The following is a 24,561-nucleotide window of genomic DNA, read 5'->3' on the forward strand; positions in this document are numbered from 1 at the left end:
TATTATTCGCTGGCAACGTAAGACTGAAGAATGACTTGGGTATTGGCATTCTTACCCCATGCTTTGGCTGTAACACGGTAGGTAATTCGACCCTCGGTAGTTTTGCCTAAATATTCGATGATGTAGCGTGGATTGTTTGCGATGCCGCTTTTTTTATCTAAAGGATATTCCGTACCATTGGTGTCAATACACAGGTTTTTGTCGCATTTGCGCTTCCAAGCATCTACGGTTGGGCTACCTTCTTCAGTAAAATCGTCATTGGATTTGACGTTTGGTGTGGAACATAAACCTTTTTCACATTTTGCGGTAAAAGTAGTCTTTTTACCTTCAATATCAAAAATTTGATTTTCACCTTCACGCAGTGCCGCTTCGGCTAGGGTGGTTGCCAGTTTGCGGTCGGCATCATTGGTGCTGATACGCTGTTCAGTATTGTAGGATTGGGTAGCTGTGACCACGAGCAGGGCGATGACGACCATCATCATTAAAACGATAAACAAAGCATAGCCCTGCTGCCGGTCAGGTTTGATTAGAGTGATCGGTCGGCGCATACGTTTCCTCCGCGGATAGTGGCATTAATATTATAGATATCGACTTTATTGTCTTGTTCTTTTGATGGGTCAATACTGCCGTTATTCAGTACGATTTGGATAGAAACCGGAGACTTAGCCTCAGCTGAGATATCCAATGCGTTTTTGTAATCAAATAATTCTGTATTTACTCCGCTGGCAGATGCATTTTCAGAATCAGGACATTCTGCATAGATATAGTGGATATCCATGGTTGTAATGCCTTTAATCAACAGCTGCGGATTACTCCATGAGCCATCATCAGATAATTGGAAACGGAATAAGCCACTCTCTTCGCCAAGTTTACCGACGGCATAGGCAATCATTTCATGTTTCATAATGGCAATACTGCCGTCTTGATCAGAGTTGGTAATTTTTAAAGCCAATTTTGCCACAGCCAAATCTTTAATTTTTGTGTGAGGTTTGGCAATGCCGGAGCAGCTGCTGGCAATAGCAGTTTTTTCAGTTGAGTCTGCTTTGTCGATACCGTATTGGAACAGCAGGGCTTTGCCAGTTTGAGTAAAGCCGGTATAGCTTAATTTATTGATTTCTTTAACAGGTAACAGCTTATTAACACCGGCTGTTTTTAAGGCATATTCATCTGAGCTTTTATCTTCTATCACTGCAGAGGCAGGAAAATTCGCCATATTGAAGCAACCGAAATTGCCTGCCATACGCGCATCGCGGACGATCATGTTGGCGGCGTTGCGCAAATCTTGTTGGATACCGATACGGGCGTTGGCAGACTTGTTTAATCCGCGCGCAGTAAAGTAGGTGGAGCTGACAGCCATTAAGACGATCATGCTGAGCAGGCTGGCAACCAGAAATTCAAGGATGCTGAAACCACGAATGGCGGTTTTATTGGGAATATGGTTGAGTAAGCGTTTATTGTTCATTGTTAGTCTCTTACGCGTGATTGGTAGGTATAGACAACGTGATGCCCCGATTTATTGAGATTTTTTGCGCTATTTTCTTCTTCGACATCTTGCAACCATAAAACTTTAACGATGGTCGTGTCGCCTTTGCCATCGCATTTTGCGTTAAACCCATTTTCGTAAGTTGGCTCTGCACCGGAAGAATCTTTGCAGATGGTCGAGAAGACTTGGGCTTCGGGAAGGGCTTTGGCTAAGTCGGCTTTAAACTGGGCAATTTGAGCCTGTGCAAGTTGGGTTTTGTTCATTTTGGCTTCAAATTTTGCAGTTTGTTTAGAGTCGGATTTTAGATAGGCATCATAGGATTTTTTATAACGGGAGGTTTTTTCCCCCGTAGTATCGGTTTCTTCAGAGAGCGTTGGGTTAATGAGCATGCCTTCAATCAGATTTTGCGTAATTTGGGCGACGGTGGTTTGATTTTCAGACTCGCGCACGTTGGATACAGTACGCAGTTGGACAGCCAGAAGGGCCAGCACACCGATGGCAAGGACAAACATGGCAATCAAAACTTCAATCAGGGTCATGCCTGATTGAAGTTTTGGGGTAAAGCTTGATGAGCTCGTTTTCAGACGGCCTTTAAATAATCTGAGATGAGTAGGATTAGTAATGTTCATAAGATACCGTTGTTATTATTTGGAAGAGTATTCGCACATTTTGCGCTCATCGTTTTTAGCACAGATTTCGACATGCCCATTACCATTGATTAAAAGTACGGTAGCACGGGCTTTCTTGGTTTCAGCATCGGCGGCAGATTTATCTGTTAGGCTGATTTTGATGTGGCCGTCTGAAAATTGATAATTCTTACCATCGGTTGAATGGCCAAATGTACCATTGGGAAGAAATCTCCACCAGACTTCTTTTGAAGCTGAAGCAGAAAGGGTAGAACGGTCATTGCCGATAGGGATATAGTTGAAGCTGTATTCCACTTTGTCGGTGTCCCCATTGAGAATAATGGAGCGGATGGATAAATCGACAGTATCGTTTTGATAGCGTAAGTCTTCGTTTTTATCGGCGTAGGCCAACATACCATTACCGGCATATTTGGAATCGCAACCGTTATTGGGCGAGCCATCGGATTTAATTTTGACCGGGCAAATGTAAACGGGAAGATTGAGACGGACGGCCTCATTTCGCGCGAAGCGCAGCAGATTAGCAATTTGCTCTGCTTGCGATGCCGCACGTTTGTAGGCAATCCATTGATTCATATTTGGAAGTGCGATGACGGCCATTACTGCTGCAATAGTAATGACGATCAGCAACTCAATTAGAGTGAAGCCTTTTTGTGTCTGATACATGAGTGATTTTTGGTAGTAATGTGTTGGGGTAACCGACGTTTTCTCTTTTGCATTTGCCTGTGGCAATGCTTTTGCTTTTATTGGATTTATTCTAAACGATTTTGGAATGCGTGACTAATAAAATATGAAATTCGGTTAGTTTTTCAGACAATCTGTCTCAATCTTCCATCAACATGGATTCTGGAACATAGGCGGCATTATCAAATTTGGTAAATTGACCCATCCAAGTGAGGAATACTTTCCCGACGGGACCGTTACGGTGTTTACCGATAATACATTCCGCCAAGCCTTTTGCGGGTGATTCTGAGTTGTAGTATTCATCACGATACATGAACATAATCAAGTCGGCATCTTGTTCGATGGCACCGGATTCACGCAAGTCGGACATCATCGGGCGTTTGTCGGTACGCTGCTCAACTGTACGGCTCAACTGTGACAGGGCAATGACGGGAACTTGCAACTCTTTCGCCAATGCTTTGAGGGAGCGGGAAATTTCGCCAAGCTCGGAAGCGCGGTTGTCAGAACGGCCGGAGCCTGACATTAATTGCAGGTAGTCGATGACGATCAAGCCCAATTTGCCGTTGAACTGGCGCGCAAGACGGCGGGCGCGGGCTCGGAGTTCGAGCGCGGTCAAACCCGGAGTTTCATCGATATACATGGGTGCATCGGAGAGTTTAACGACCGCTTCGTTCAGACGGCCCCAGTGTTCGTCTTGCAATCTGCCGGTTTTTAAAACGCTTTGATCCAAACGTCCGACTGAACCCAGCATACGCATGACCAGCTGCGCACCGCCCATCTCCATAGAGAATACAGCGACAGGTAATTTGTTTTCTACGGCAACGTGTTCCGCAATATTGATCGAAAAGGCTGTTTTACCCATAGACGGACGGCCTGCGACGATGATCAAATCGCCCGGTTGGAGGCCTGATGTTTTTTTGTCGAGGTCGATAAAACCTGTCGATATACCGGTTACTTCATCAGGATTGTCGCGCGAATAAAGCATATCGATGCGCTCGACCACTTCTTTCAAAAGGTCGGGCATCTCAAGGAAGCCTTGTTTGGATTTGGCGGTACTTTCGGCAATTTGGAATACTTTGTTTTCCGCCTCGTCCAAAAGCTGGCCTGCATCGCGCCCTTGCGGATTGTAGGCACTGCGTGCAATTTCCGTGCCAACTTCGGCAAGCTGGCGCATGATGGAACGCTCGCGCACAATTTCGGCGTAGCGGCGGATATTGGCAGCAGATGGCGTGTTTTGCGCTAGCGTAATCAGGTAGTTGAATCCGCCTGCCGCGTCCAATTCTTCATTGCGTTCCAAACTTTCTTGAACGGTAATAACGTCGGCAGGACGGCTTTCATTAATCAGATTGGCAATCGCACGAAAAATCAGGCGGTGTTCGTGGCGGTAGAAATCCTCGCCGGAAACGACATCGGCAATACGGTCCCAAGCAGAATTTTCCAGCATCAGGCCGCCCAATACGGATTGCTCCGCCTCTGTGGAATGTGGCGGTAGTGACAATGCGCTGATTTCACGGTCTTCAGACGGCATATCGGAATAATTGCTCATGACGGGCATCTCTGGCTGGAAAATTGCAATCCACTATTATAGCGCAGTGTAAGTTCAATTGGTTTGTTTACGCTAAAGCAGGTAAAATAGCTATGTTGTCGATTTGACAACACACACTACCAAAATATAAATATCAATAATTAGGAGCATAAAAATGGAACACAAGCTGCCACAATTGCCTTATGAACTGGATGCGTTGTCCCCACATCTGACCAAAGAAACTTTGGAGTTTCACTACGGCAAACACCATCAAACTTACATCACCAATTTGAACAATCAAATCAAAGGCACTGAGTTTGAAGAAATGCCTTTGGAAGAAATCCTGAAAAAATCTTCCGGCGGTATGTTCAACAACGCTGCCCAAACTTGGAATCATACTTTCTACTGGCTGGGCTTTACCCCTAAAGGCCAAGGCAAACCTGCCGGCGAATTGGCTGCGGCCATCGACGCCAAATGGGGCAGCTTCGAGAAATTCCAAGAAGCGTTCAATGCTTGCGCGGCCGGTACTTTCGGCTCCGGTTGGGCATGGTTGGTGAAAACGCCTGCCGGTGAATTGGATCTGGTTTCTACTTCCAATGCAGGTACTCCGCTGACTACTGAAAACATTCCGCTGTTGACTTGCGACGTATGGGAACACGCCTATTACATCGACTACCGCAACAGCCGTCCTAACTACCTGAAAGGTTTCTGGGAAATCGTTAACTGGGATGAAGTTGCCAAACGCTTCGCCGCATAAAACGATATGAGTGAAAAGGCCGTCTGAAAAATTTTCAGACGGCCTTTTTGTCGATATTGGCGTGAAGAAATGGTTTAGATGAATGTTTTTTCTGTCTGATACGCAAAATTATCATGGAGCAGAAAAAAGGATAAACGGGAGATTATGCTAAAATATTGTCAACAATTTTTTGATTACGCATGATATGGAATCAGCGTTTGACACACATAGACAAGAGGATTTTATGAAATTTCTAGACCGTGAGGCGACCATTGCCAAACCCGGCTTTAATCGTTGGCTGGTACCGCCTGCCGCTTTGGCCGTGCATCTTGCCATCGGGCAGATATACGCTTATTCCGTGTTCAATGCGCCGCTGACCAAGCTTATCGGTATCACTGAGTCGGCTGCAGGAGATTGGAAGCTGACCACGGTGGGTTGGATTTTCAGTATTGCCTTGGCGATGTTGGGGGCGTCAGCGGCCATGTTCGGTACATGGATGGAACGCGTTGGGCCGCGTAAAGCAATGTTTGTTGCTGCCTGCTGCTTTAGTTTGGGCTTTTTTGTGTCGGCGATCGGCGTCCATACGCACAATCTGTTTTTGCTTTATTTGGGCAACGGTGTGATTGGCGGGGTTGGTTTGGGCTTGGGCTATATCGGGCCTGTATCGACTTTGATGAAATGGTTTCCCGATAAACCAGGCATGGCGACAGGTTTAGCGATTATGGGTTTTGGCGGTGGCGCGATGTTGGCTTCGCCTTTATCCGTGTCGCTGATGAATTTTTTCTCCAGTGAAACTTCGGTTGGCGTCGCGCAGACTTTTGTGGTTTTAGGGTTGTTTTATTTGGTGTTGATGATGTTCGGTGCATTTACGATCCGTGTACCTGCCGATGGCTGGAAACCTAAAGGTTATGTTGCGCCGAAAATCAAAAGCAAATTGGTCAGCAGCAATCATGTCAATGTCTCACAAGCCATGAAAACGCCGCAATTCTGGCTCTTGTTTTGGGTGTTGTGCTTGAACGTGACAGCGGGTATCGGCGTTTTGGGTCAGGCCTCGGTCATGATTCAGGAGCTTTTTTCCGAGGCATCTGTAGGAAAACAAGCGGCCATTGGTGCGGGTGCGGCGGCAGGTTTTGTGAGTCTGTTGAGCCTGTTTAATATGGGTGGCCGATTTTTGTGGTCCAGCGTGTCCGACAAAATTGGCCGTAAAAATACTTATACTATTTTCTTTGTGCTCGGCTCGCTGTTGTATTTTGCCATTCCGTCGATTGGCGAGAGCGGCAACAAGGCTTTGTTTGTTATTGGGTTCTGCGTCATTATTTCCATGTATGGCGGCGGTTTTGCAGCGATTCCGGCGTATCTGAAGGATTTGTTCGGCACTTATCAAGTAGGTGCAATCCACGGTAGGATTTTGCTGGCATGGTCAACTGCGGCTGTTATTGGCCCGGTGTTGGTCAACTATATCCGCCAAAGTCAAATTGAAAGCGGCGTTCCGGCTGCTGAAGCTTATAGCATTACCATGTATATTATGGCGGGTTTGTTGATTGTCGGTTTGCTGTGTAACTTGAGTGTCCGTTCGGTTCATGAAAAGCATCACGAGAAAGACATTAAAGTAGCGGCACATAGCCGCAATCCCGATGATGAAACCGCTGTATCCGATGCCTATCTGATCAGCAAGAAAGTATCAGCGGGCGGTATCGGCGTATGGTGGCGCTGGGCTTTGGTCTGTATCCCTTTGGGCTATGGCGTCATTATGGTTTTTGTGAAAGCCTTAAGTTTGTTTAATTGATTGTTGAAAATTAGAGGCCGTCTGAAAGTTTCAGACGGCCTTTTAAAATATTAAGCAACTAATCTTTTGATACGCTGATGGTATGTTTGATGTGTTTTAAATTCGCAACGATGGTAAAAGTCATCATCACCAATAAAGCCCATGAACTCCATTTGCTGATGTGTACCGATGCCCACGCGCCGATTTGGTTGGGATAACGCCAAACGCCGAATAGGGTTCCCAAATTTTCTGCCAGCCAAATAAAAAATCCGATCAGGACGAAAGCGAGCAGGAGCGGCATTTTGCGAGTGGTGTCATAGGGCGTGTATAAGACCGTTGTCCGAGCGTATAGGCCGAGAGCAAAAGCAGCAAGATACCAGCGATAGTCGCCAATATAGTGATGGGTGAAAAAATTGATATAAATCGCCAGTGCGCACAAAGTGCCCAACCAATACGGCGGATGACTTTTGATTTTGAGGTCAAACAGCCGCCATGCTTGAATGATATAGCTGCCGACTGCAGCATACATGAAGCCCGCAAACAGCGGTACGCCGCCGATTTTAGTGTAAGCCTCATCCGGATAGCTCCAAGACTGGATATCGCCTGATGTCTTGAACCACTCTAAAGCAAAGCCTACCAAGTGAAACAGCGTAATCGATTTCACTTCATCCCAAGTTTCCAGCTTGAAATACAGCATGGCTGCTTGAACGGAGACGGCAAAAATCAGCAGTAGGTCGTAGCGTGAAATTCCTAACCAGCCTGTTTTCGGAACGAGGAACATGGCAATGAAAAACAAGCCTGCAAATAAGCAGGCTCGTGCTTCTTTCAAACCGAAAAACCAAAATTCAACGATAAAGCGTCGCCAACCATGCAAATCCTTGCGTTTGGGATGTTCAGTCAGCCAAGTATCCAGTTTGCCCAACATATTTTCAGACGGCCTCTTTATCTTGAGAATGTTTTAGGCAGATTGAATCGGAATAACGCGGTTTTGCTTACGTTTTGCGCCACCTTCGCAGTAGTTGGTTTTGACATAATCTTCAACGATTTGTAAAAACTCTGCAGCGATATTGTCGCCTTTGAGGGTGACTTTCCGCTCGCCGTCAACATAAACCGGCGCAACCGGTGTTTCGCCTGTACCTGGCAGGCTGATACCGATGTCGGCAAGTTTGCTTTCGCCCGGACCATTTACCACGCAACCCATTACGGCGACGTTCAATGATTCAACGCCTGGATACTCAGTGCGCCAAACAGCCATTTTTTGGCGTAAATAGTTTTGTACGTCTTGAGCCAACTCTTGGAATACGGTACTGGTGGTGCGGCCGCAACCCGGGCAGGCTGTAACCATTGGTGTAAAGGAGCGCAAGCCCATGGTTTGCAGGATTTCCTGACCGACAATGACTTCTTGTGTACGCGGGGAGCCAGGTTCGGGCGTAAGGGAAATTCGAATGGTGTCGCCGATACCTTCTTGCAACAATACGGCCAAAGCTGCGGTGGAAGCCACAATGCCCTTGCTGCCCATGCCAGCCTCAGTCAGACCTAGATGGAGCGGGTAACGGCAACGGCTGCCTAATTCGCGGTAAACCTGAATCAAGTCTTGTACGGCGCTGACCTTGCACGACAAAATGATTTTGTCTTCGGGCAAGCCCAAAGCCACGGCTTTTTCTGCCGATTCCAGCGCAGAAACAATCAAAGCCTCTTTCATGATTTCTTCAGGCGGCTTCGGTGTAGCAGAAGCTAGGTTGGCATCCATCATACGTTTGGCAAGGCTTTGATCAAGCGAACCCCAGTTCACACCGATGCGTACGGCTTTATTGTTTTCTGCCGCTGTACGAATCATAAAGGCAAATTTCTCATCGCCTTTTGCGCCTTTGCCGACATTGCCCGGGTTGATGCGGTATTTAGATAGGGCTTTGCCGCACTCGGGAAATTCAGCCAATAAGCGTTCCCCATTAAAATGGAAATCACCAATCAGCGGAGTGGTATAGCCCATATCGTCTAAGCGGCTGCGGATTTCGGCTACTTTGGAAGCCGCTTCAGGAGTATTAACCGTGATGCGGACCATTTCCGAGCCGGCATCGCTCAACTCTTTGACCTGTCGGGCGGTTGCTTCTGCATCTGCGGTGTCGGTATTGGTCATAGATTGCACAACAACGGGCGCATCGGAGCCGATGATGAGATGGTCAATTTTGACTTGATGTGTCTGACGGCGTTTAGGTGTGGTCATTTTAGTTTTTTCCTGCAACAAAAGAGGCGGATTTTTCACCGGTAACACGGTATTTCAAAGGTTCGATAGGTGTGCCGCCGTAATTGGCTTCAGAGCCGGCTGCAATACCGATCCAAACATTGTAAGGCGCGCCGCCTCTCAGACGTTGTTCGCTTCCGGCCGGAACGATACGGCTGAATACAACTTTTCCATCTTTGTCCGTAATAATCAGATTGCTTCGGTATTGGACTTTAATCCAAAGTTCGTCTTTCTCAACTTTGACGGCAGGCTTCTCTTCTTGTACGACGGCGGAAGCTGCTGAGACAGCTTGATCATTGGCCATTTCAGGCTTATTGGTGATTTCTTTTTTGCCGTCTTCCGTCATTTCGCTAACGGCAACATTATCCGTTTTTAAGGCAGGTGTTTTCATTGTATCAGCAACATCTTTGCTGTTTTGAATATTTGCCTGTTCATTTTCAAAACTGGATTTGCTTTGCCAAAAGTAAACGCCGCCTACAGCCAAAGCTAATGCGGCTACTCCCAATATCCATTTTGGGAAGCCTTGTTTCTCAGTGTCTTTGTAGCTTAAGCCGGTGTTGGCACTGCGTGTTACCGCGTATACATGGTCTTCAAGTTGCGGAGTAATGGAGCGCAAATGTTTGGCGATGGTTTGTTCATCGATTTTCAGAAATCGTGCATATGAACGCAGATAGCCTGAGACGAAGACCAGACCCGGAAAATTTGAATATTCCCCTTTTTCTAAGGCATCAATTTGTTCGGCAGACAGTTTCAACCGTGAAGCAACATCTTCAATATCGATTTTGGCATCAGTTCTGTGTTTTCGTAATTCATCCCCCAGTGTTTTGGCGGCTTGTGTGTCGTAGTTGATTTTATCGTTATTTTCCATTTAGTGGCCTGTTGTAACAGTTTGTAGTTCGTCAGAATAAGGGAAGTTTGCCCTAAGTTGGGCTTCGTATTCGTATGCGGCGTGTTTATTGCCCAAGGCAGTGGCCAAGCGCCAGCCTAAAAGTAAATCGTGAGCCTGCAGGACATCGACTTTACTTTGGTATTGGCGGAAATAATAGTCGGCATCGTTCAGATTGCCTGCCATCATTTTGGTTCGGGCAAGTTCTTTGAAAGCAGGGAAGAATTGTGGATTGGCCGCCAAAGACCTTTCCAAATAGGCTTGAGCCAAAGAGTATTGGCCTAACCTTGCGCTGCAAATGCCTTTATTCATATTGGCAATAAAGGGGCTTGGGTAGGTTGGGTCGGCCAGTGCTTTGTCAAAATAAGCTAAAGATTCGGCTGGTGCATTCATTTGATTGCACAAGAACCAACCGTAGTTGTTGTTGACTTCCGCACTATCAGGTTTTAAAGACAATGCTTTAAGAAAGCTTTCCTGAGCTTTGTCTTTGACCTTCAAATACTGATAAATCTCGGCGCGTACCAGCCAAGCAATATCGTTTTTTGAATTGAATTTAAGTGCCTCTTCGATACTTTCGGTAGCTTGGCGGTAGTTTTGGCCGCGCATATATTCCACGGCAAGCTGGGTTTTGATATTAGAAACTTGAATGGCACGTTCTTTAGGGCTTGGGCCGGAAGAGGAAGCGCAGGCTGAAAGAGTCAGTGCGGTAAGTAAAGCGAATCCGAACTTGATTTTCATAATTAACCTTATTGTTCGACCAAAATCTGTTGCCATTTTTGTTGGCGGCGTGTTTTATCTTGTACTTGTCCGGCCAATTGTCCGCAAGCGGCATCGATATCGTCGCCGCGGGTTTTGCGGACAGTAACGACAAAGCCGGCTTGTTGCAGAATATCTCGGAAGACACGGATATTTTCGTTGGTAGAACGTTCGTAGCCGGAATTTGGGAAAGGATTGAACGGAATCAGATTGAATTTGCAGGGTACGTCTTTAACCAACTCAATCAATTCGCGCGCATGTTGTGCTTTATCGTTGATGCCATCGAGCATAACGTATTCAAAGGTAATAAAGTCGCGGGGGGCTTTGACCAGATAACGTTGACAAGCCGCCATCAATTCTTTGAGCGGGTATTTTTTGTTGAGTGGAACAATTTGATCGCGCACTTCATCGTTGGATGCGTGTAAAGACACGGCTAAAGCAACAGGCATTGCATCACGCAGTCTGTCCATTTGTGGAACCATGCCCGAAGTGGAAACAGTTACGCGACGGCGGCTCAAGCCGTAGCCGTGGTCATCCAGCATAATGCTTAACGCGGTAACAACATTGTCAAAGTTTGCCATGGGTTCGCCCATGCCCATCATCACGACGTTGGAGATAACGCGTTCGTTTTTAGGGGTAACGCCCATGGCTTTATTGGCCCACCAAAGCTGACCGATAATTTCAGCGGCAGTCAGGTTGCGGTTGAAACCTTGTCGTCCGGTAGAGCAGAAGGTGCATTCCAATGCGCATCCGACTTGGGAAGAGATACACAAAGTACCGCGTTCGGCTTCGGGAATGAAAACGGTTTCTACACCGTTGCCCGTGCCGACATCCAGCAACCATTTGCGTGTACCATCAGTAGATTCTTGTGCCATCATTAATTTAGGCACTTCGATTGTGGCTTGTTCATTCAATTTGGCGCGCAATGATTTGGCCAAGTCAGTCATTTCTTCAAAGTTTTGTGCACCCGCTTGATGCATCCAACGCATTACCTGCTTGGCGCGAAAAGGTTTTTCGCCCATTTCGGCAAAGTGTTGCGTCAGTCCGTTTAAATCGTAGTTCAGTAGATTGGTTTTCATGTATTTTTATGTTTCTCAGTAAAGCTTTTAAAGCAAAGGGGCTTATTGGGCAGCTTTGCTTTAAAAGCCTTTGGGTTTTCAGACGGCCTTTAATTTGTAGGACATACAAAGCAGTTTTGCCGTCCGATATAAATCGGACGGCCGTAAAGCGGCTATAGGCTTTTACTCTTAGCGTGGGCAGATTTCGCTTTGGCTGAAGAAGTAAGCAATTTCAATTGCAGCATTTTCAACGTTGTCAGAACCATGTACGGCATTAACACTGACAGATTCTGCAAAGTCGGCACGGATTGTACCCGGAGCTGCATCGGCTGGATTGGTTGCGCCCATCAATTCACGATTTTTTGCAACGGCGTTTTCACCTTCCAATACTTGAATCATGACGGGGTTGCGTGTCATGAATTTAACCAAGTCTTCATAAAAAGGGCGGTCTTTGTGTACGGCATAAAACTCTTTTGCTTCACGCTCAGAGAGATGTTTCATTTTTGCCGCAATAATGCGCAAGCCGTTTTCTTCAAAGCGGCTGTAAATCTTGCCGATGACGTTTTTTTCTACTGCATCGGGTTTGATGATGGAAATCGTACGTTCGATGGCCATGTTATGTCCTTGTTTTTATTGAAAGGTAAGTTATCGTAGCCAAGAGGCGAGGGAAGTGTATTCTACCAAATTTCGCCCCTTTTTGGGAAAGGCATTATTTGCTTAAAGTCAGGTGCGGTTGTTCCAAATAAACTTCGGATTGCATTTCGATCATACGGCTGGCTGTACGGGTAAATTCTTCGGCGAAATCGCCTTCAACGTAAATATCGTTTACGCCAACTGAGCTGGTGGCACACAATTTCACGCGGAAATCGTATAAAACGTCAATCAACCATGTCAGACGGCGTGCTTCTGCTTTTTCTTGAGGGGTCAGGCGTTCCAATCCTGAAAGGAAAACCATCTCGTAATGTTCGGCCAAGTACAGGTAGTCAGCTTGTGAGCGTGGGCCAAAACATAATGCGCGGAAATCAAACCAGATGGCGCGTTCTGACTGGGCTTTATGAGGAATTTCCCGTCCATGAATAATGCTGATGCCTGGGTTTAATTCAGAGATTCCGCTCATTTCCTTAAATAAAGCAGCCAGTTTTTGCTCATTTTCTTCATTATTGGGGACAAAGAAAATTTCGGCAGGACGCAGCGTACGCAAGCGGTAATCTTCGCCGCCATCCACATTTAAAACGGTCAGGTTGGACTCGATAAGGGCGATGGTTGGGAGAAAGCTGCTGCGGTTTTGGCCTTGAGGATAGAGTTCGGATGGAGCGTAGTTGGAAGTGGCTACCAAGACTACACCTTCACTCAACAGGTTTTCCAGCAAACGGCCTAGAATCATGGCATCGGCAATATCGCTGACGTGGAACTCGTCAAAACATAATACGCGTGTTTCTTTGGCAATTTCTGTTGCAACGGCTTTTAAGGGATTGGCTTCGCTTTTCAAGACTTTAAGGCGTTGATGGATTTCGGCCATGAAGGCATGGAAATGCACGCGACGCTTACGACGATAAGGGAGACAGCCGAAAAAAGCATCCATCAAAAAGCTTTTACCGCGTCCTACGCCGCCATAAAAATAGAGTCCTTTAGGTACTTGAGGGGAACGCAAGCTACGGCCGAGAAAACGGTTGCGTTTGCGTTTGAACATCATCAGCTCGGTCCACAAACGATCCAAATATTCAATGGCTCGCGCTTGGGCTTCGTCGCGGATAAAGTTGGGCTGTTCGGCTGCAGCTTGATACCAAGTCAATGGGCTGTGGTTTTCAAATGGAGGTGGTGTGAATAGTTGGTCTCTATTGCTCATGTGTAACCTTTATTATGCTTTGCTGGCGATAGTTGAAACATCATCCGCAATAGTTTGGACAGTAGTTGGAATGATGTTTTCATTACAGAATAGTCGGTCTATTATAAATGATTTCAGACGGCCTGCGTTTTTTGCAAAAGCATTGTAGTAAATATAGTTGAAATAGTGTGTGATTAAGGTATGCGTGAAAAGATCTGGCTTTGTATTTCTTGCGAAAACAAAAAAACGCCGCATTTCTGCGGCGTTTTGCTACTAAGTATTAATGAGCACTTTCTTGCAATGCCAAGTCTACACGCTCACGCAACTCTTTACCCGGTTTGAAGTGAGGGACATGCTTTTCTGGCACTTCCACGCGTTCACCGGTTTTCGGGTTGCGCCCGATACGGGCAGGGCGGTGGTTCAAGTCGAAGCTGCCGAAGCCGCGGATTTCGATACGTTGTCCACGAGCCAGTGAGCGGGTCATGGTATCAACCAAGACTTTTACACTGTATTCGACATCTTTAGCCAGCAGTTGGTTGCCATTTTTTTCGGCAAACACTTCTGCGAGGCGAACCATCAATTCAGACTTCGTCATGTCTGCAACCTTATTCTTGGTCGCCGGACAGTTTGGCTTTCAGCAAGTCGCCCAAGCTGGTAGTACCGGCATTGGCAGTTGCAGCAGCGTTAACTGAATTCAGCGCTTCGCGGTTTTCTTTAGCGTCTTTCGCTTTAACAGACAGACGGATGCTGCGGTTTTTGCGGTCAACGGTAACGATAACGGCTTCAACTTCGTCGCCTTCTTTCAGTTTGGTAGTCAGGTCTTCAACGCGGTCAGCAGCGAATTCAGAAGCAGGCAGGTAGCCTTCAACTTCTTCAGACAGAGCGACTACGGCACCTTTGGCGTCAACAGATTTCACAGAACCTTTAATCAAAGAACCTTTGTCGTTTACGCTGATGAAGTTGCCGAACGGATCACCTTCCAGTTGTTTGATACCCAAAGAGATGCGTTCTTTTTCAACGTCGATTGCCAATACAACGGCTTCAACTTCTTCGCCTTTTTTGTATTTGCGTACAGCTTCTTCGCCGGCTTCGGTCCAAGACAGGTCAGACAAGTGAACCAGGCCGTCGATGCCGCCAGGCAGACCTACGAATACGCCGAAGTCAGTGATAGATTTAACTGCGCCGGAGATTTTGTCGCCTTTGTTGTGGTTGGCGGCAAACTCTTCCCAAGGGTTAGCTTGGCATTGTTTCATACCCAAAGAGATACGGCGGCGGTCTTCGTCGATTTCCAGGATCATGACTTCAACTTCGTCACCCAGTTGAACAACTTTGCTTGGGTGTACGTTTTTGTTGGTCCAATCCATTTCGGAAACGTGTACCAAACCTTCGATGCCTTGTTCGATTTCAACGAATGCACCGTAGTCGGTCAGGTTGGATACTTTACCGAACAGGCGGGTACCTTGTGGGTAACGACGGGTCAGGCCGCTCCAAGGATCTTCGCCCAGTTGTTTCATACCCAGAGAAACGCGTTGTTTGTCTTGGTCGAATTTCAGGACTTTAGCTTCTACTTCTTGACCAACTTCCAAAACTTCGCTTGGGTGTTTCACACGGCGCCATGCCAAGTCGGTAATGTGCAACAGACCGTCGATGCCGCCCAAGTCAACGAATGCACCGTAATCGGTGATGTTTTTAACGATACCTTTGATAACTGAACCTTCTTGCAGGTTTTCCAGCAAGGCTTTGCGTTCTTCGCCCAAAGTAGCTTCCAGAACAGCGCGGCGGGACACAACAACGTTATTGCGTTTTTTGTCCAGTTTGATCACTTTGAATTCAATTTCTTTGCCTTCGAAGTGAGAAGTGTCTTTTACAGGACGTACGTCAACCAAAGAACCCGGCAGGAATGCGCGGATGCTGTTGATCATAACAGTCAGACCACCTTTGACTTTGCCATTGATAACGCCGGACAGGATGTCGCCGTTTTCCATAGCTTCTTCCAAAGCGATCCAGTCGGCAGCGCGTTTGGCTTTTTCGCGGGACAGTTTGGTTTCGCCGAAGCCGTTTTCAACAGATTCGATGGTAACGGTAACGAAATCGCCAACTTTAACTTCAATCTCGCCCTGAGCGTTTTTGAATTCAGCAACATCAATCAGAGATTCTGATTTCAGACCTGCGTTAACGGTAACGAAGTTTTGATCGATGCCGACTACTTCGGCAGTAATCACTTCACCTGGGTTCATCTCTTGCAGGGTAAAGCTTTCTTCCAGCAGCTGGGCAAAATTTTCCATAGTCATATATACTCTTTTCGGTACACCGCCAAGGGGTGCGGGTTAGGTTTGAAATGACCTGCCGTCCTTGGCGCGGCAGGTTGGGAAATGTTTTCAGACGGCCTTGTTATAGGGCTAACAGGCCGTCTGAAATGAAAACTTCGCGATTATACTCCAAATTTTAAACTTTATGATACCAATCAAGCACTTTTTTTACAGCTTCTTCGATAGAAAGGTTATCGGTATCTAAAAGCAGGGCGTCGGGCAGCTGTTTCAACGGAGCAACAGGGCGGCGGCGGTCTGCTTCGTCGCGCGCTTCAATGTCTGACAAAATGCGCTCGAATGCAACGCCTTCGCATGGGATGCCGAGTTGTTTTGCACGACGTTGGGCGCGGACATTGGCACTTGCGGTCAGGAAAATTTTTAATGCGGCATCAGGGAAAATAACCGAGCCGATATCACGACCGTCGGCGACCAAACCTTTTTCGGTTAAGAAGTCGCGTTGGCGCTGCAAAAGGGCGGTACGCACTTTAGGCAACTGCGCGACGGCAGATGCGCCCATGCCGATCGCTTCGGTACGGATTTGCTCGGATACATCTTCGCCATTCAATAATACGACGTTGCCTTCAAATTGTGTGGGCAAGGTTTCTGCCAGTGTGCTAACGGCATCTTCATCTGTCCAGGCAACATTTTGTTTTTGTGCATAAAGCGCGGTCAGGCGGTAAAGCGCACCAGAGTCGAGGTAAAGAAAACCCAAGGCTTCGGCTACGCGTGAGGCAACCGTCCCTTTGCCGGATGCGCTGGGGCCGTCGATGGCGATAACTTTTTGCTTGAGGCTCATGTGTTCTCCTGAATGCGATAGGTATTTGAATTAACCGTTTATTATACGTTGCTTTGGCCGTCTGAAAACGAAAATTTTTGTGTGATTTAGATTTGAGGGAAAAGCGGCTCGGCCTTATCAGGTATAATGGCCAAAATCATAATTTAACCGCTTTATCTGATTGTTCGGGCCGTCTGAAATAACGGATCGGGAACGGTCTTAGAATTTAGAAACATTATGTTACAAACCGATAATCTTACTTCTGCACAACCTCAGCGCATTATCACTGCTCAAAATATTTCCGCTCAGGAGGAATTGCTTGAACGCGCTTTACGTCCGAAAACTTTAGACGACTATATCGGACAGGATAAAGCAAAAGAGCAGTTGGCCATTTTTATTCAGGCAGCGAAAAAACGTGGCGAAGCGCTTGACCACACTTTGTTGTTTGGCCCTCCGGGTCTGGGCAAAACTACTTTGGCGCATATTATCGCTAAAGAGTTAGGCGTTAATTTGCGCCAAACCAGCGGCCCAGTTTTGGAACGTGCTGGCGACCTTGCAGCCTTGTTGACCAATCTTGAGCCGCATGATGTGCTGTTTATCGATGAAATCCACCGCTTAAGCCCTGTGGTTGAAGAAATCCTTTATCCTGCGCTTGAGGATTATCAGTTGGACATCATGATAGGCGAAGGGCCGGCCGCGCGTTCGGTCAAAATCGATTTGCCGCCGTTTACATTGGTAGGCGCGACGACCCGTGCCGGTATGCTGACCAATCCTTTGCGCGACCGTTTCGGTATCGTGTCCCGATTAGAGTTTTATCAAAACAAAGACTTAGCAACTATTGTTGCCCGTTCTGCCCAGTTGTTGCAGTTGGATATGGGTGAAGAGGGCGCGATGGAAGTGGCCAAGCGCAGTCGCGGTACGCCGCGTATTGCCAACCGTCTTTTGCGACGTGTGCGTGATTATGCCGATGTGAAAAATAACGGCGTGATTGATGCGGAAATTGCCGATGCTGCCTTAAGCATGCTGGATGTGGACGGGCAAGGTTTGGATGTGATGGACAGGAAATTCCTTGAGGCGATTTTGCACAAGTTCAGCGGCGGTCCTGTCGGTTTGGAAAACGTGGCTGCTGCGATTGGCGAATCAACCGATACCATCGAAGATGTGATTGAACCATATCTGATTCAGCAGGGCTTTTTGCAGCGTACACCGCGCGGACGCGTAGCAACCGAACGAGCCTATCTGCATTTCGGTTTGAAGGTTCAAGAATAATAATGAAGGCCGTCTGAAAACTGCTTTCAGACGGCCTGATACTTTCAATTTCATATGATTGTCGGCAAATATCTGCCGATAATCGGTTAAAATGTCACCCTTTTCTTTTTTGAAGTTTCCCCATGAATATCTTATCCGTAGAAAATGCTTCTTTTGCTGTCGGCCACGTCGCCTTGCTCGATAAAACTTCTTTTCAACTCGACAGCGGCGAGAAAATCGGTTTAATCGGCCGCAACGGTGCGGGTAAGTCTTCGTTTTTAAAAATTCTGGCCGGCGTACAAAAGCTCGATGACGGACAGATTATTGTTCAAAACAACCTCAAAATCGTTTATGTACCGCAGGAATCCTTTTTTGATAAGGACGCAACCGTATTTGATACCGTTGCCGAAGGTTTGGGCGAAATTCGTGATTTATTGCGCCGTTATCATCATGTCAGCCATGAGTTGGAAAATGGTTCGAGTGAGGCTTTGTTGAAAGAGCTCAACGAATTGCAACTTGAAATCGAAGCAAAGGACGGCTGGAAACTGGATGCGGCAGTCAAGCAGACTTTGGGGGAACTCGGTTTGCCGGAAAACGAAAAAATCGGCAACCTTTCCGGCGGTCAGAAAAAGCGCGTCGCTTTAGCGCAGGCTTGGGTGCAAAAGCCCGACGTATTGCTACTGGACGAACCGACCAACCATTTGGACATCGACGCGATTATTTGGTTAGAAAACCTGCTCAAAGCATTTGAAGGCAGCTTGGTCGTGATTACCCACGACCGCCGTTTTTTGGATAATATCGCCACGCGCATCGTCGAATTAGACCGCGGCATTCTGCGATCCTATCCCGGATCGTTCTCCAAATACAGCGAGAAAAAAGCGCAGGAATTGGCGGTTGAAGCGGAACATAACCGCCTATTTGACAAATTTCATGCGCAGGAAGAAGCGTGGATACGCAAAGGCATCGAAGCGCGCCGTACCCGCAACGAAGGCCGCGTGCGCCGTTTGGAAGAACTGCGCCGCCAGCGCGCCGAACGCCGCAACGTACAAGGGCAGGTTAACTTTAAGCTCGACAGTGGCGAAAAAAGCGGCAAAATCATCGCCGAATTAGAACACGCTTCGTTTGCCTATGGCGACAAGGTCATCATGGATAAATTCTCCGCCATTTTGCAGCGCGGCGACAAAATCGGCTTAATCGGTCCAAACGGTATCGGTAAAACTACCTTCCTTAAGCTGATTTTGGGCGAATTGCAGCCGACCTACGGCAGAATCCGTATCGGCAGTAAACAGGAAGTTGCTTATTTCGACCAGTTTCGCAGCGCGTTGAATGAAAACGACACCGTGTTTTATACGCTCGGACAGGGCAATGATTACGTTGAAGTCGGCGGCAAGAAAAAACACGTCATGAGCTATTTGGAAGATTTCCTATTCCATCCTGCCCGAGCACAAAGTCCCGTTTCATCGCTCTCCGGCGGCGAACGCAACCGCCTTCTGCTGGCAAAACTCTTTACCCGTCCTGCTAATATTCTGGTTTTGGACGAACCGACCAACGACTTGGACATCGATACCCAAGAGCTGCTTGAGGACCTACTGCGCGATTACCAAGGCACGGTATTCCTTGTCTCGCATGACCGTATGTTCTTGGATAATGTGATTACCCAAAGCATTGTTTTCGAAGGACAAGGCCGTCTGAAAGAATACATCGGCGGCTATCAGGACTATATCGACGCAAAATCGCGGGAAGATAAAATTCAGACGGTCTCTGCGCCTAAAGCGGTTGCCGAGCCTGAGAAAGTCAAACCCAAAGCCAACCGCACAGTCAAACTTTCCTATAAAGAGCAGCGCGAACTCGATGCCCTGCCTGATGAAATCGCCGCCTTGGAAACCGAGCAGGCTGAAATCAATACCCAGCTTTCCGATCCTGAAATTTTCAAAGATTATGAAAAAGCAGGTGCATTGCAAAGCAGGGCTGAAGAAATTGAAATGCTGCTTTTGGAAAAGCTGGAACGCTGGGAATGGCTGGAAGCGAAACAAAATGGCGAAGCGGTTTAAATTTGGAATTTTGTCCCAAAGTAGGGCAGGTATTTTTCTAAATCATGCCGTCTGAACCCTGAATATTCAAAAACAAGGTCTACAACCACATGAAAAAAGTCGAGAAAAACGTATTGGTGCTGCATAGCGCTAAGGAAATGTTTGAGCTGGTGGACAAAGTTGAGGACTATCCAAAATTTTTGCCGTGGTACAGCAAGACCGAAGTCATCGAACGCAAAGGCAATGAGCTAAAAGCGCGCCTGTTTATGGACTATATGCGCGTCAAACAGTCATTTGCGACGCACAACCACAATATACCGGGGCAGGAAATCCGCATGGATTTACTCGAAGGGCCGTTTAAAACCTTGCGCGGCACTTGGAAATTTATCGACTTGGGCGATGATATGTGCAAAGTCGAATTCAGATTAGAATACGATTTTTCCAATGCCGTACTCTCTGCCATGATTTCCCCAGTGTTCAGTCATCTCGCCGGCACGCTGGTGGATGCTTTTATTAAAGAGGCCGACCGCCGTTATGCTTGAGATTGAAATTGTTTACGGACTAGCCGATAGGCAAGTATTGAAGAGCATGACCGTTGCCGAAGGTGCAACCATACGCGAAGCTGCCCTGCAAAGCGGTTTGGAGGTAGAGTTCCCAGAGTTGGATTTACAGCAAGCACCTTTGGGTATTTTCGGCAAAGCCGTGAAAGACGAGACAGTGTTACGCGATGGCGATAGGATTGAGGTTTATCGTCCATTGTTGATTGATCCGAAAGAAGCGAGACGTAAACGCGCCGAGCAAGAATAAATCGAAGGCCGTCTGAAACTTTTTCAGACGGCCTGTCAAACTGAAAGAACAGTAATGAGCTTGAAAATTAAATTAATCGTCGGTTTGGGGAATCCAGGCCAAGAATACGAACAAACGCGCCACAATGTCGGCTTTTGGCTGTTGGACGAACTGGCGTGGAAATGGAAAGTCAATTTTAAAGACGAAAAGAAATTTTACGGCGAAGTAGCGCGCGCCACTACACCAGATGGCGATGTTTGGCTGCTCAAACCCATGACCTTTATGAACCGATCCGGTCAGGCAGTAGCCGCTTTGGCTCAGTTTTACAAGATTAAACCGGAGGAAATCTTGGTGGTTCATGACGAGCTGGATATTCCATGCGGCCGTATCAAATTCAAACTTGGCGGCGGCAACGGCGGACACAACGGCCTCAAAGACATTCAGGCTCGTTTGGGTACGCCTAATTTCTACCGTCTACGCTTAGGTATTGATCATCCTGGCGACCGTAATCTGGTTGTCGGTTATGTGTTGAATAAACCGTCAGCAGAACACAGACAGCAAATTGATGACTCCATTGCTAAATCCCTGCAAGGATTGCCGGCCGTGTTGAATGGCGAATGGGAAGAGGCAACACGTTTTTTACACAGTAAGTAAGCGTGCCCAAATCAAACGGGTAGCCTTGCACATCATGTTCAGACGGCCTGAAAACAGATGGCGCAGTCTGGCTAGCGATAAACCAATTAAAGAAACAGTAAATATGAATGAACTGACCAGCCTTATGCAGACCGAAGCCCCAGGCATTGTTGGCGAAACATTAGACTTCTGCCTTTACGAATGCAGTATTGAAGATGCCCCTGATGCAGAAGAAGTGGCACAATGGCGTGATATTTTGAAGGCGCGGGGTGGAAAATTTGTCCGCTTGGCAGATATCTGCCAAACATGGTTGGATGAGGAGGCTGACAAATGAAAGCCTTACCATTAAACAAATTTACTGCCGCTGCCTTGATCTGGTTTGCCGCCGCCATTTATGCCTTGCTTTTCAAAGAGGGCGGCAATAGCGCTCCACCATTTCCCCATTTTGATAAAGTCGGCCATTTCGGACTGTTTTTCGGTCAAGCATGGTTGTGTGCAAAAATATTTATTCAAGACAATAGGACTATTCCCTATAAAGGCATTCTGTTTGCTGCTTTATTGTTTGCAGTAGGAAGTGAGCTGGCGCAGGCACTTCTGACTGCTACGCGCCAAGGTTCGATCGCGGACGGTATTGCCGATATGGCAGGTACGGCTGCGGCGCTGTGGTTTGCAGAAAAAGTTAAAGCAGCAAAAAGTTAGACATATTTAAAGAAGTTAAAAGGCCGTCTGAAATCCTGAGGAACAGGTTTCAGACGACCTTTTTTTACTTAATGCTTGAAGCAATCGCTGCTTCATGCCAAGGATTCAAATATTAGAATTTTACGCGTACACCGGCAGATACTTCGTGAGAGTGTACTTTGGTCTCTTCAAATTTGCCCCAGTAGTTGTAGCGGTAGCCAGCGTCCAAAGCAACGTTAGGAGTTACTTCGTAGCTTACACCAGCCAATACCCCAATACCAGCTTGAGTTTTGCGATAGCTTTCTTCGAAATAAGAGTTGCTTACTTTGCTGGTTGAACTCTCATCTGAAGATACACGGTTAATTCCTAAGCGTGCTCCGACATAGGGTTTGACAGGTGAGTTGATGTCAAAATCGTAAATTGCCGACACACCAACACTTTGGAATTTAACTTTCTCTTTGTCAGTGGTAGTTGGAGTTTCAGAATCTGATTTAAAAGATTTATAGTGGGTATAATCAGCAGCAACACGGAAATCGCCGAAATCGTAACCGGCAGAGATACGTGGGCTAAAGCCTTTAACCGATTCACTTACGTCATCATATTTTGCTTTTACAGTAGCATGACCAGCATCAGCCTGAACATAAAAACCTTTGGTTGCATCAGCCAATGCAAATGTAGGCAGGGAAAGAGCAATCAGTGTTACCAGAGCTTTTTTCATTGTTTTGTCCTTAACGTAGGATTAAAAGTAGTAGATAATCGCTGGGATTGTTCACTCCCAACAATTATCCTGATTGTATTTTCTTGTCGTAAATTAAGCAAATCTAAAAATGTTTCAACTGTTGTAAAAAAGCACTTATAAAAAACACTGTAACAAGTCGTTTAAGAACAAACGTCCTTGCTCTGTCGGGCGGAACACGGTCGGGTCTGATTCAAGCAGGCCTTTTTGTCTGGCGGTTTCGATTTGTGCCATGATTTTTGCAGTGGGTACACCGGTACGTTCCTGCAACATTGCGGCAGGTACGCCGTCAGTCAGGCGCAGGGCGTTCATCATGAACTCGAATGGAAGGTCTTCGGCAGCAACAGTTTTACGTTCAACTGCTTCATGCGGATTGCTTTGCATGGCGGCAAGATAGTCGTTGGGATGACGACGGCGGACAGTTCGCTCGATACGGTCGGGATAGGAAATTTTGCCGTGCGCGCCTGCACCTATGCCTAAGTAATCGCCAAACTGCCAGTAGTTCAAATTATGGCGGCACTGCATACCAGGTTTTGCAAAAGCCGATGTTTCGTAGTGGATAAAGCCTGCGCCTTCCAATTCGCCGTGTACGGCATCTTCAATATCCAATGCTGCTTCATCTTGCGGCAATCCTTTTGGCGGCGTATGACCAAAAGGCGTGTTCGGCTCCATGGTCAGATGATATGCGCTGATATGAGATACGCCTGTTGCAATAGCGGTTTGCACATCGTTTAAGGCTGTCTGAACGGTTTGGTTTGGTAGGGCATACATCAAATCGATATTAACTTTTTCAAATAATTTCAAGGCAGTATCAATGGCTGTCAGGGCTTCTTTGCCGTTGTGAACGCGTCCCAATCGAGTAAGCATATCGTCATTAAAACTCTGTATGCCGATAGACAGGCGCGTAATACCTGCGTCTTTAAATCCTTGAAACTTCTCAATTTCAAATGTGCCCGGATTGGCTTCCAAAGTAATTTCCGCTTCGGGGTGCAAACGCACTAATGAACGCACGCCGCTTAACAAGCGGTCAATTGATTTCGCTTGAAATAGGCTGGGTGTGCCGCCACCGAAGAATATGGTTTCCACAGGTCTGCCCCAAATATTGGGCAATTCAAGTTGCAAGTCGGTTAATAGGGCATCGATATAGGCTTCTTCCGGCAGGCCGTTTTTCAGGTTGTGGGAATTGAAGTCGCAATACGGGCATTTTTTGATGCACCAAGGAATATGGATATAGAGTGATAAAGGAGGCAGGGCGGTTAGCTGGCCGGGACGTTGGAAGGTGATTTGGGTCATGATATGTGTTGAGGCTCGAGGCCGTCTGAAATTTTTAGGGCCTTATTTTAACTGAAATGTCGGCCGGGAAAATAATCAGTAGGAAATTTGCGCAGTCTAAGCGCTCAAAAAAGCTTCTATTTCTTCTTCTGATAATTTGGAATCGCAGACGGATTTTATTTTGCCTTGTGAGATGTTGAGTAATGCGGGAACAGTTTTGATGCCGTGTTGTTCACGAAAAGTTTTTAAAGCTGCTTTGTTGCTGCTATTTGTAAAGCGGACGGTAAGCTGCTTGTTTAAGGAAACGGTAAGCAGTTTTGCAACAAAACGGCGACAGTATGAACAGCTTGGTTTGCCTAAAAATACGATAGCAGTTTCTTGATCGTCAATGAGTTGCAGAAGTTCGTCAGGTGTGGTTGGGATGAAGGCAGCGACATGTTTTGCAAAGGCTGCCAATTCTTCAGGAGAGGGTTTGGGCATGGGAATGAAT

27 protein-coding genes are annotated in these 24,561 nt (G+C 46.9%); 9 read left to right on the plus strand and 18 right to left on the minus strand.

The window, feature by feature from the left end; translation table 11 throughout:
- Positions 1-2: 2 nt before the first annotated feature.
- The 5 genes from ACTHTS_RS04560 to dnaB all read right to left on the minus strand — a co-directional run bounded on the left by ACTHTS_RS04560 (position 3) and on the right by dnaB (position 4,357).
- A complete protein-coding gene (locus ACTHTS_RS04560; RefSeq protein WP_440345691.1) occupies positions 3-548 on the minus strand; it encodes a pilus assembly PilX family protein in 546 nt (181 codons plus the stop codon).
- Entirely contained in the window at positions 527-1,462 is a 936-nt protein-coding gene (locus ACTHTS_RS04565) for a PilW family protein (protein ID WP_440369340.1), read from the minus strand. Before ACTHTS_RS04565 ends, ACTHTS_RS04560 begins: the two co-directional genes overlap by 22 nt.
- A gap of 2 nt (positions 1,463-1,464) precedes the next feature.
- Complete coding sequence (pilV, locus tag ACTHTS_RS04570; protein ID WP_440345689.1) at positions 1,465-2,112, minus strand: type IV pilus modification protein PilV; 648 nt, start codon at positions 2,110-2,112, stop codon at positions 1,465-1,467.
- A gap of 15 nt (positions 2,113-2,127) precedes the next feature.
- Positions 2,128-2,793: a GspH/FimT family pseudopilin gene (locus ACTHTS_RS04575; protein ID WP_440345688.1), complete on the minus strand. Its 666-nt coding sequence runs from the start codon at positions 2,791-2,793 to the stop codon at positions 2,128-2,130.
- A 157-nt stretch (positions 2,794-2,950) separates the two neighbouring features.
- On the minus strand, positions 2,951-4,357 hold the full coding sequence (gene dnaB / locus ACTHTS_RS04580) for a replicative DNA helicase (protein WP_440345687.1): 1,407 nt from the start codon (positions 4,355-4,357) through the stop codon (positions 2,951-2,953).
- A gap of 154 nt (positions 4,358-4,511) precedes the next feature.
- Between dnaB and ACTHTS_RS04585 the strand changes: the two genes are divergently transcribed.
- Positions 4,512-5,093, plus strand: coding sequence for a superoxide dismutase (locus ACTHTS_RS04585; protein WP_440345686.1), 582 nt, complete (start codon positions 4,512-4,514; stop codon positions 5,091-5,093).
- 223 nt (positions 5,094-5,316) lie between these two features.
- Positions 5,317-6,858, plus strand: a complete 1,542-nt coding sequence (locus tag ACTHTS_RS04590) for an L-lactate MFS transporter (protein ID WP_440369341.1) — start codon at positions 5,317-5,319, stop codon at positions 6,856-6,858.
- Positions 6,859-6,916: 58 nt separating this feature from the next.
- On the opposite strand, the gene ACTHTS_RS04595 is transcribed toward ACTHTS_RS04590, so the two are convergent.
- From ACTHTS_RS04595 to cmk, 10 genes are all read right to left on the minus strand, one after another.
- Positions 6,917-7,762 carry a DUF817 domain-containing protein gene (locus tag ACTHTS_RS04595; protein ID WP_070589759.1) on the minus strand — a complete coding sequence of 282 codons (846 nt, stop codon included), beginning with the start codon at positions 7,760-7,762 and terminating at the stop codon, positions 6,917-6,919.
- Positions 7,763-7,795: 33 nt separating this feature from the next.
- Positions 7,796-9,061 carry a flavodoxin-dependent (E)-4-hydroxy-3-methylbut-2-enyl-diphosphate synthase gene (gene ispG, locus ACTHTS_RS04600; protein ID WP_070826285.1) on the minus strand — a complete coding sequence of 422 codons (1,266 nt, stop codon included), beginning with the start codon at positions 9,059-9,061 and terminating at the stop codon, positions 7,796-7,798.
- Between the two features lies 1 nt (position 9,062).
- The gene (locus ACTHTS_RS04605; protein WP_440369342.1) at positions 9,063-9,947 is read right to left on the minus strand and encodes a helix-turn-helix domain-containing protein; all 885 of its coding nucleotides are present in this window, start codon (positions 9,945-9,947) and stop codon (positions 9,063-9,065) included.
- On the minus strand, positions 9,948-10,703 hold the full coding sequence (gene pilW, locus ACTHTS_RS04610) for a type IV pilus biogenesis/stability protein PilW (RefSeq protein WP_440369343.1): 756 nt from the start codon (positions 10,701-10,703) through the stop codon (positions 9,948-9,950). It lies immediately after the preceding gene.
- 8 nt (positions 10,704-10,711) lie between these two features.
- Positions 10,712-11,800, minus strand: a complete 1,089-nt coding sequence (gene rlmN / locus ACTHTS_RS04615) for a 23S rRNA (adenine(2503)-C(2))-methyltransferase RlmN (RefSeq protein WP_003683577.1) — start codon at positions 11,798-11,800, stop codon at positions 10,712-10,714.
- 168 nt (positions 11,801-11,968) lie between these two features.
- Positions 11,969-12,394: a nucleoside-diphosphate kinase gene (gene ndk, locus ACTHTS_RS04620; RefSeq protein ID WP_440369344.1), complete on the minus strand. Its 426-nt coding sequence runs from the start codon at positions 12,392-12,394 to the stop codon at positions 11,969-11,971.
- 94 nt (positions 12,395-12,488) lie between these two features.
- Positions 12,489-13,625: a cell division protein ZapE gene (gene zapE, locus ACTHTS_RS04625; protein ID WP_440369345.1), complete on the minus strand. Its 1,137-nt coding sequence runs from the start codon at positions 13,623-13,625 to the stop codon at positions 12,489-12,491.
- Positions 13,626-13,884: 259 nt separating this feature from the next.
- Entirely contained in the window at positions 13,885-14,199 is a 315-nt protein-coding gene (locus ACTHTS_RS04630) for an integration host factor subunit beta (RefSeq protein WP_003678992.1), read from the minus strand.
- Between the two features lie 10 nt (positions 14,200-14,209).
- Positions 14,210-15,895 (minus strand): 30S ribosomal protein S1, encoded by a 1,686-nt coding sequence (rpsA, locus tag ACTHTS_RS04635; protein ID WP_440369346.1) that lies wholly within the window; start codon positions 15,893-15,895, stop codon positions 14,210-14,212.
- Between the two features lie 154 nt (positions 15,896-16,049).
- Positions 16,050-16,709: a (d)CMP kinase gene (gene cmk / locus ACTHTS_RS04640; RefSeq protein WP_440369347.1), complete on the minus strand. Its 660-nt coding sequence runs from the start codon at positions 16,707-16,709 to the stop codon at positions 16,050-16,052.
- 216 nt (positions 16,710-16,925) lie between these two features.
- Between cmk and ruvB the strand changes: the two genes are divergently transcribed.
- From ruvB to ACTHTS_RS04675, 7 genes are all read left to right on the plus strand, one after another.
- Complete coding sequence (gene ruvB, locus ACTHTS_RS04645) at positions 16,926-17,957, plus strand: Holliday junction branch migration DNA helicase RuvB (RefSeq protein ID WP_036493848.1); 1,032 nt, start codon at positions 16,926-16,928, stop codon at positions 17,955-17,957.
- A 122-nt stretch (positions 17,958-18,079) separates the two neighbouring features.
- A complete protein-coding gene (locus ACTHTS_RS04650; RefSeq protein ID WP_440369348.1) occupies positions 18,080-19,987 on the plus strand; it encodes an ATP-binding cassette domain-containing protein in 1,908 nt (635 codons plus the stop codon).
- Positions 19,988-20,076: 89 nt separating this feature from the next.
- Positions 20,077-20,508, plus strand: coding sequence for a type II toxin-antitoxin system RatA family toxin (locus ACTHTS_RS04655; RefSeq protein WP_063075511.1), 432 nt, complete (start codon positions 20,077-20,079; stop codon positions 20,506-20,508).
- On the plus strand, positions 20,501-20,773 hold the full coding sequence (locus ACTHTS_RS04660; RefSeq protein ID WP_440369349.1) for an RnfH family protein: 273 nt from the start codon (positions 20,501-20,503) through the stop codon (positions 20,771-20,773). Before ACTHTS_RS04655 ends, ACTHTS_RS04660 begins: the two co-directional genes overlap by 8 nt.
- A gap of 54 nt (positions 20,774-20,827) precedes the next feature.
- Positions 20,828-21,406 (plus strand): aminoacyl-tRNA hydrolase, encoded by a 579-nt coding sequence (gene pth / locus ACTHTS_RS04665; RefSeq protein ID WP_003683307.1) that lies wholly within the window; start codon positions 20,828-20,830, stop codon positions 21,404-21,406.
- A 103-nt stretch (positions 21,407-21,509) separates the two neighbouring features.
- The gene (locus ACTHTS_RS04670; RefSeq protein ID WP_039862142.1) at positions 21,510-21,719 is read left to right on the plus strand and encodes a hypothetical protein; all 210 of its coding nucleotides are present in this window, start codon (positions 21,510-21,512) and stop codon (positions 21,717-21,719) included.
- A complete protein-coding gene (locus tag ACTHTS_RS04675; protein WP_371508683.1) occupies positions 21,716-22,084 on the plus strand; it encodes a VanZ family protein in 369 nt (122 codons plus the stop codon). The genes ACTHTS_RS04670 and ACTHTS_RS04675 overlap by 4 nt, the downstream gene beginning before the upstream one ends.
- Positions 22,085-22,196: 112 nt before the next feature.
- Here ACTHTS_RS04675 and ACTHTS_RS04680 read toward each other — a convergent pair whose 3' ends face one another.
- The 3 genes from ACTHTS_RS04680 to ACTHTS_RS04690 form a co-directional block, all read right to left on the minus strand.
- Positions 22,197-22,781: an opacity family porin gene (locus ACTHTS_RS04680; RefSeq protein ID WP_371508685.1), complete on the minus strand. Its 585-nt coding sequence runs from the start codon at positions 22,779-22,781 to the stop codon at positions 22,197-22,199.
- A 135-nt stretch (positions 22,782-22,916) separates the two neighbouring features.
- Complete coding sequence (gene hemW / locus ACTHTS_RS04685; RefSeq protein WP_440369350.1) at positions 22,917-24,092, minus strand: radical SAM family heme chaperone HemW; 1,176 nt, start codon at positions 24,090-24,092, stop codon at positions 22,917-22,919.
- Positions 24,093-24,188: 96 nt separating this feature from the next.
- Positions 24,189-24,551 (minus strand): thioredoxin, encoded by a 363-nt coding sequence (locus ACTHTS_RS04690; protein WP_440369351.1) that lies wholly within the window; start codon positions 24,549-24,551, stop codon positions 24,189-24,191.
- Between the last annotated feature and the right edge of the window lie 10 nt (positions 24,552-24,561).

This window comes from Neisseria sp. P0019.S003 (assembly GCF_051957115.1).
Lineage (GTDB): Bacteria > Pseudomonadota > Gammaproteobacteria > Burkholderiales > Neisseriaceae > Neisseria > Neisseria flavescens_D.

Excerpts from the sequence above, each read along its gene's own strand:
- ACTHTS_RS04650 (WP_440369348.1), top strand. The coding sequence starts at position 18,080 with ATGAATATCTTATCCGTAGAAAATGCTTCTTTTGCTGTCGGCCACGTC.
- ACTHTS_RS04605 (WP_440369342.1), bottom strand. The coding sequence starts at position 9,947 with ATGGAAAATAACGATAAAATCAACTACGACACACAAGCCGCCAAAACA.
- ACTHTS_RS04690 (WP_440369351.1), bottom strand. The coding sequence starts at position 24,551 with ATGCCCAAACCCTCTCCTGAAGAATTGGCAGCCTTTGCAAAACATGTC.
- ACTHTS_RS04565 (WP_440369340.1), bottom strand. The coding sequence starts at position 1,462 with ATGAACAATAAACGCTTACTCAACCATATTCCCAATAAAACCGCCATT.
- ACTHTS_RS04560 (WP_440345691.1), bottom strand. The coding sequence starts at position 548 with ATGCGCCGACCGATCACTCTAATCAAACCTGACCGGCAGCAGGGCTAT.
- ACTHTS_RS04660 (WP_440369349.1), top strand. The coding sequence starts at position 20,501 with ATGCTTGAGATTGAAATTGTTTACGGACTAGCCGATAGGCAAGTATTG.
- cmk (WP_440369347.1), bottom strand. The coding sequence starts at position 16,709 with ATGAGCCTCAAGCAAAAAGTTATCGCCATCGACGGCCCCAGCGCATCC.
- rlmN (WP_003683577.1), bottom strand. The coding sequence starts at position 11,800 with ATGAAAACCAATCTACTGAACTACGATTTAAACGGACTGACGCAACAC.
- ACTHTS_RS04595 (WP_070589759.1), bottom strand. The coding sequence starts at position 7,762 with ATGTTGGGCAAACTGGATACTTGGCTGACTGAACATCCCAAACGCAAG.
- ACTHTS_RS04655 (WP_063075511.1), top strand. The coding sequence starts at position 20,077 with ATGAAAAAAGTCGAGAAAAACGTATTGGTGCTGCATAGCGCTAAGGAA.
- hemW (WP_440369350.1), bottom strand. The coding sequence starts at position 24,092 with ATGACCCAAATCACCTTCCAACGTCCCGGCCAGCTAACCGCCCTGCCT.
- ACTHTS_RS04575 (WP_440345688.1), bottom strand. The coding sequence starts at position 2,793 with ATGTATCAGACACAAAAAGGCTTCACTCTAATTGAGTTGCTGATCGTC.
- ruvB (WP_036493848.1), top strand. The coding sequence starts at position 16,926 with ATGTTACAAACCGATAATCTTACTTCTGCACAACCTCAGCGCATTATC.
- ACTHTS_RS04585 (WP_440345686.1), top strand. The coding sequence starts at position 4,512 with ATGGAACACAAGCTGCCACAATTGCCTTATGAACTGGATGCGTTGTCC.
- ndk (WP_440369344.1), bottom strand. The coding sequence starts at position 12,394 with ATGGCCATCGAACGTACGATTTCCATCATCAAACCCGATGCAGTAGAA.
- pilW (WP_440369343.1), bottom strand. The coding sequence starts at position 10,703 with ATGAAAATCAAGTTCGGATTCGCTTTACTTACCGCACTGACTCTTTCA.
- ACTHTS_RS04670 (WP_039862142.1), top strand. The coding sequence starts at position 21,510 with ATGAATGAACTGACCAGCCTTATGCAGACCGAAGCCCCAGGCATTGTT.
- dnaB (WP_440345687.1), bottom strand. The coding sequence starts at position 4,357 with ATGAGCAATTATTCCGATATGCCGTCTGAAGACCGTGAAATCAGCGCA.
- zapE (WP_440369345.1), bottom strand. The coding sequence starts at position 13,625 with ATGAGCAATAGAGACCAACTATTCACACCACCTCCATTTGAAAACCAC.
- ispG (WP_070826285.1), bottom strand. The coding sequence starts at position 9,061 with ATGACCACACCTAAACGCCGTCAGACACATCAAGTCAAAATTGACCAT.
- rpsA (WP_440369346.1), bottom strand. The coding sequence starts at position 15,895 with ATGACTATGGAAAATTTTGCCCAGCTGCTGGAAGAAAGCTTTACCCTG.
- ACTHTS_RS04675 (WP_371508683.1), top strand. The coding sequence starts at position 21,716 with ATGAAAGCCTTACCATTAAACAAATTTACTGCCGCTGCCTTGATCTGG.
- pth (WP_003683307.1), top strand. The coding sequence starts at position 20,828 with ATGAGCTTGAAAATTAAATTAATCGTCGGTTTGGGGAATCCAGGCCAA.
- pilV (WP_440345689.1), bottom strand. The coding sequence starts at position 2,112 with ATGAACATTACTAATCCTACTCATCTCAGATTATTTAAAGGCCGTCTG.
- ACTHTS_RS04630 (WP_003678992.1), bottom strand. The coding sequence starts at position 14,199 with ATGACGAAGTCTGAATTGATGGTTCGCCTCGCAGAAGTGTTTGCCGAA.
- ACTHTS_RS04680 (WP_371508685.1), bottom strand. The coding sequence starts at position 22,781 with ATGAAAAAAGCTCTGGTAACACTGATTGCTCTTTCCCTGCCTACATTT.
- ACTHTS_RS04590 (WP_440369341.1), top strand. The coding sequence starts at position 5,317 with ATGAAATTTCTAGACCGTGAGGCGACCATTGCCAAACCCGGCTTTAAT.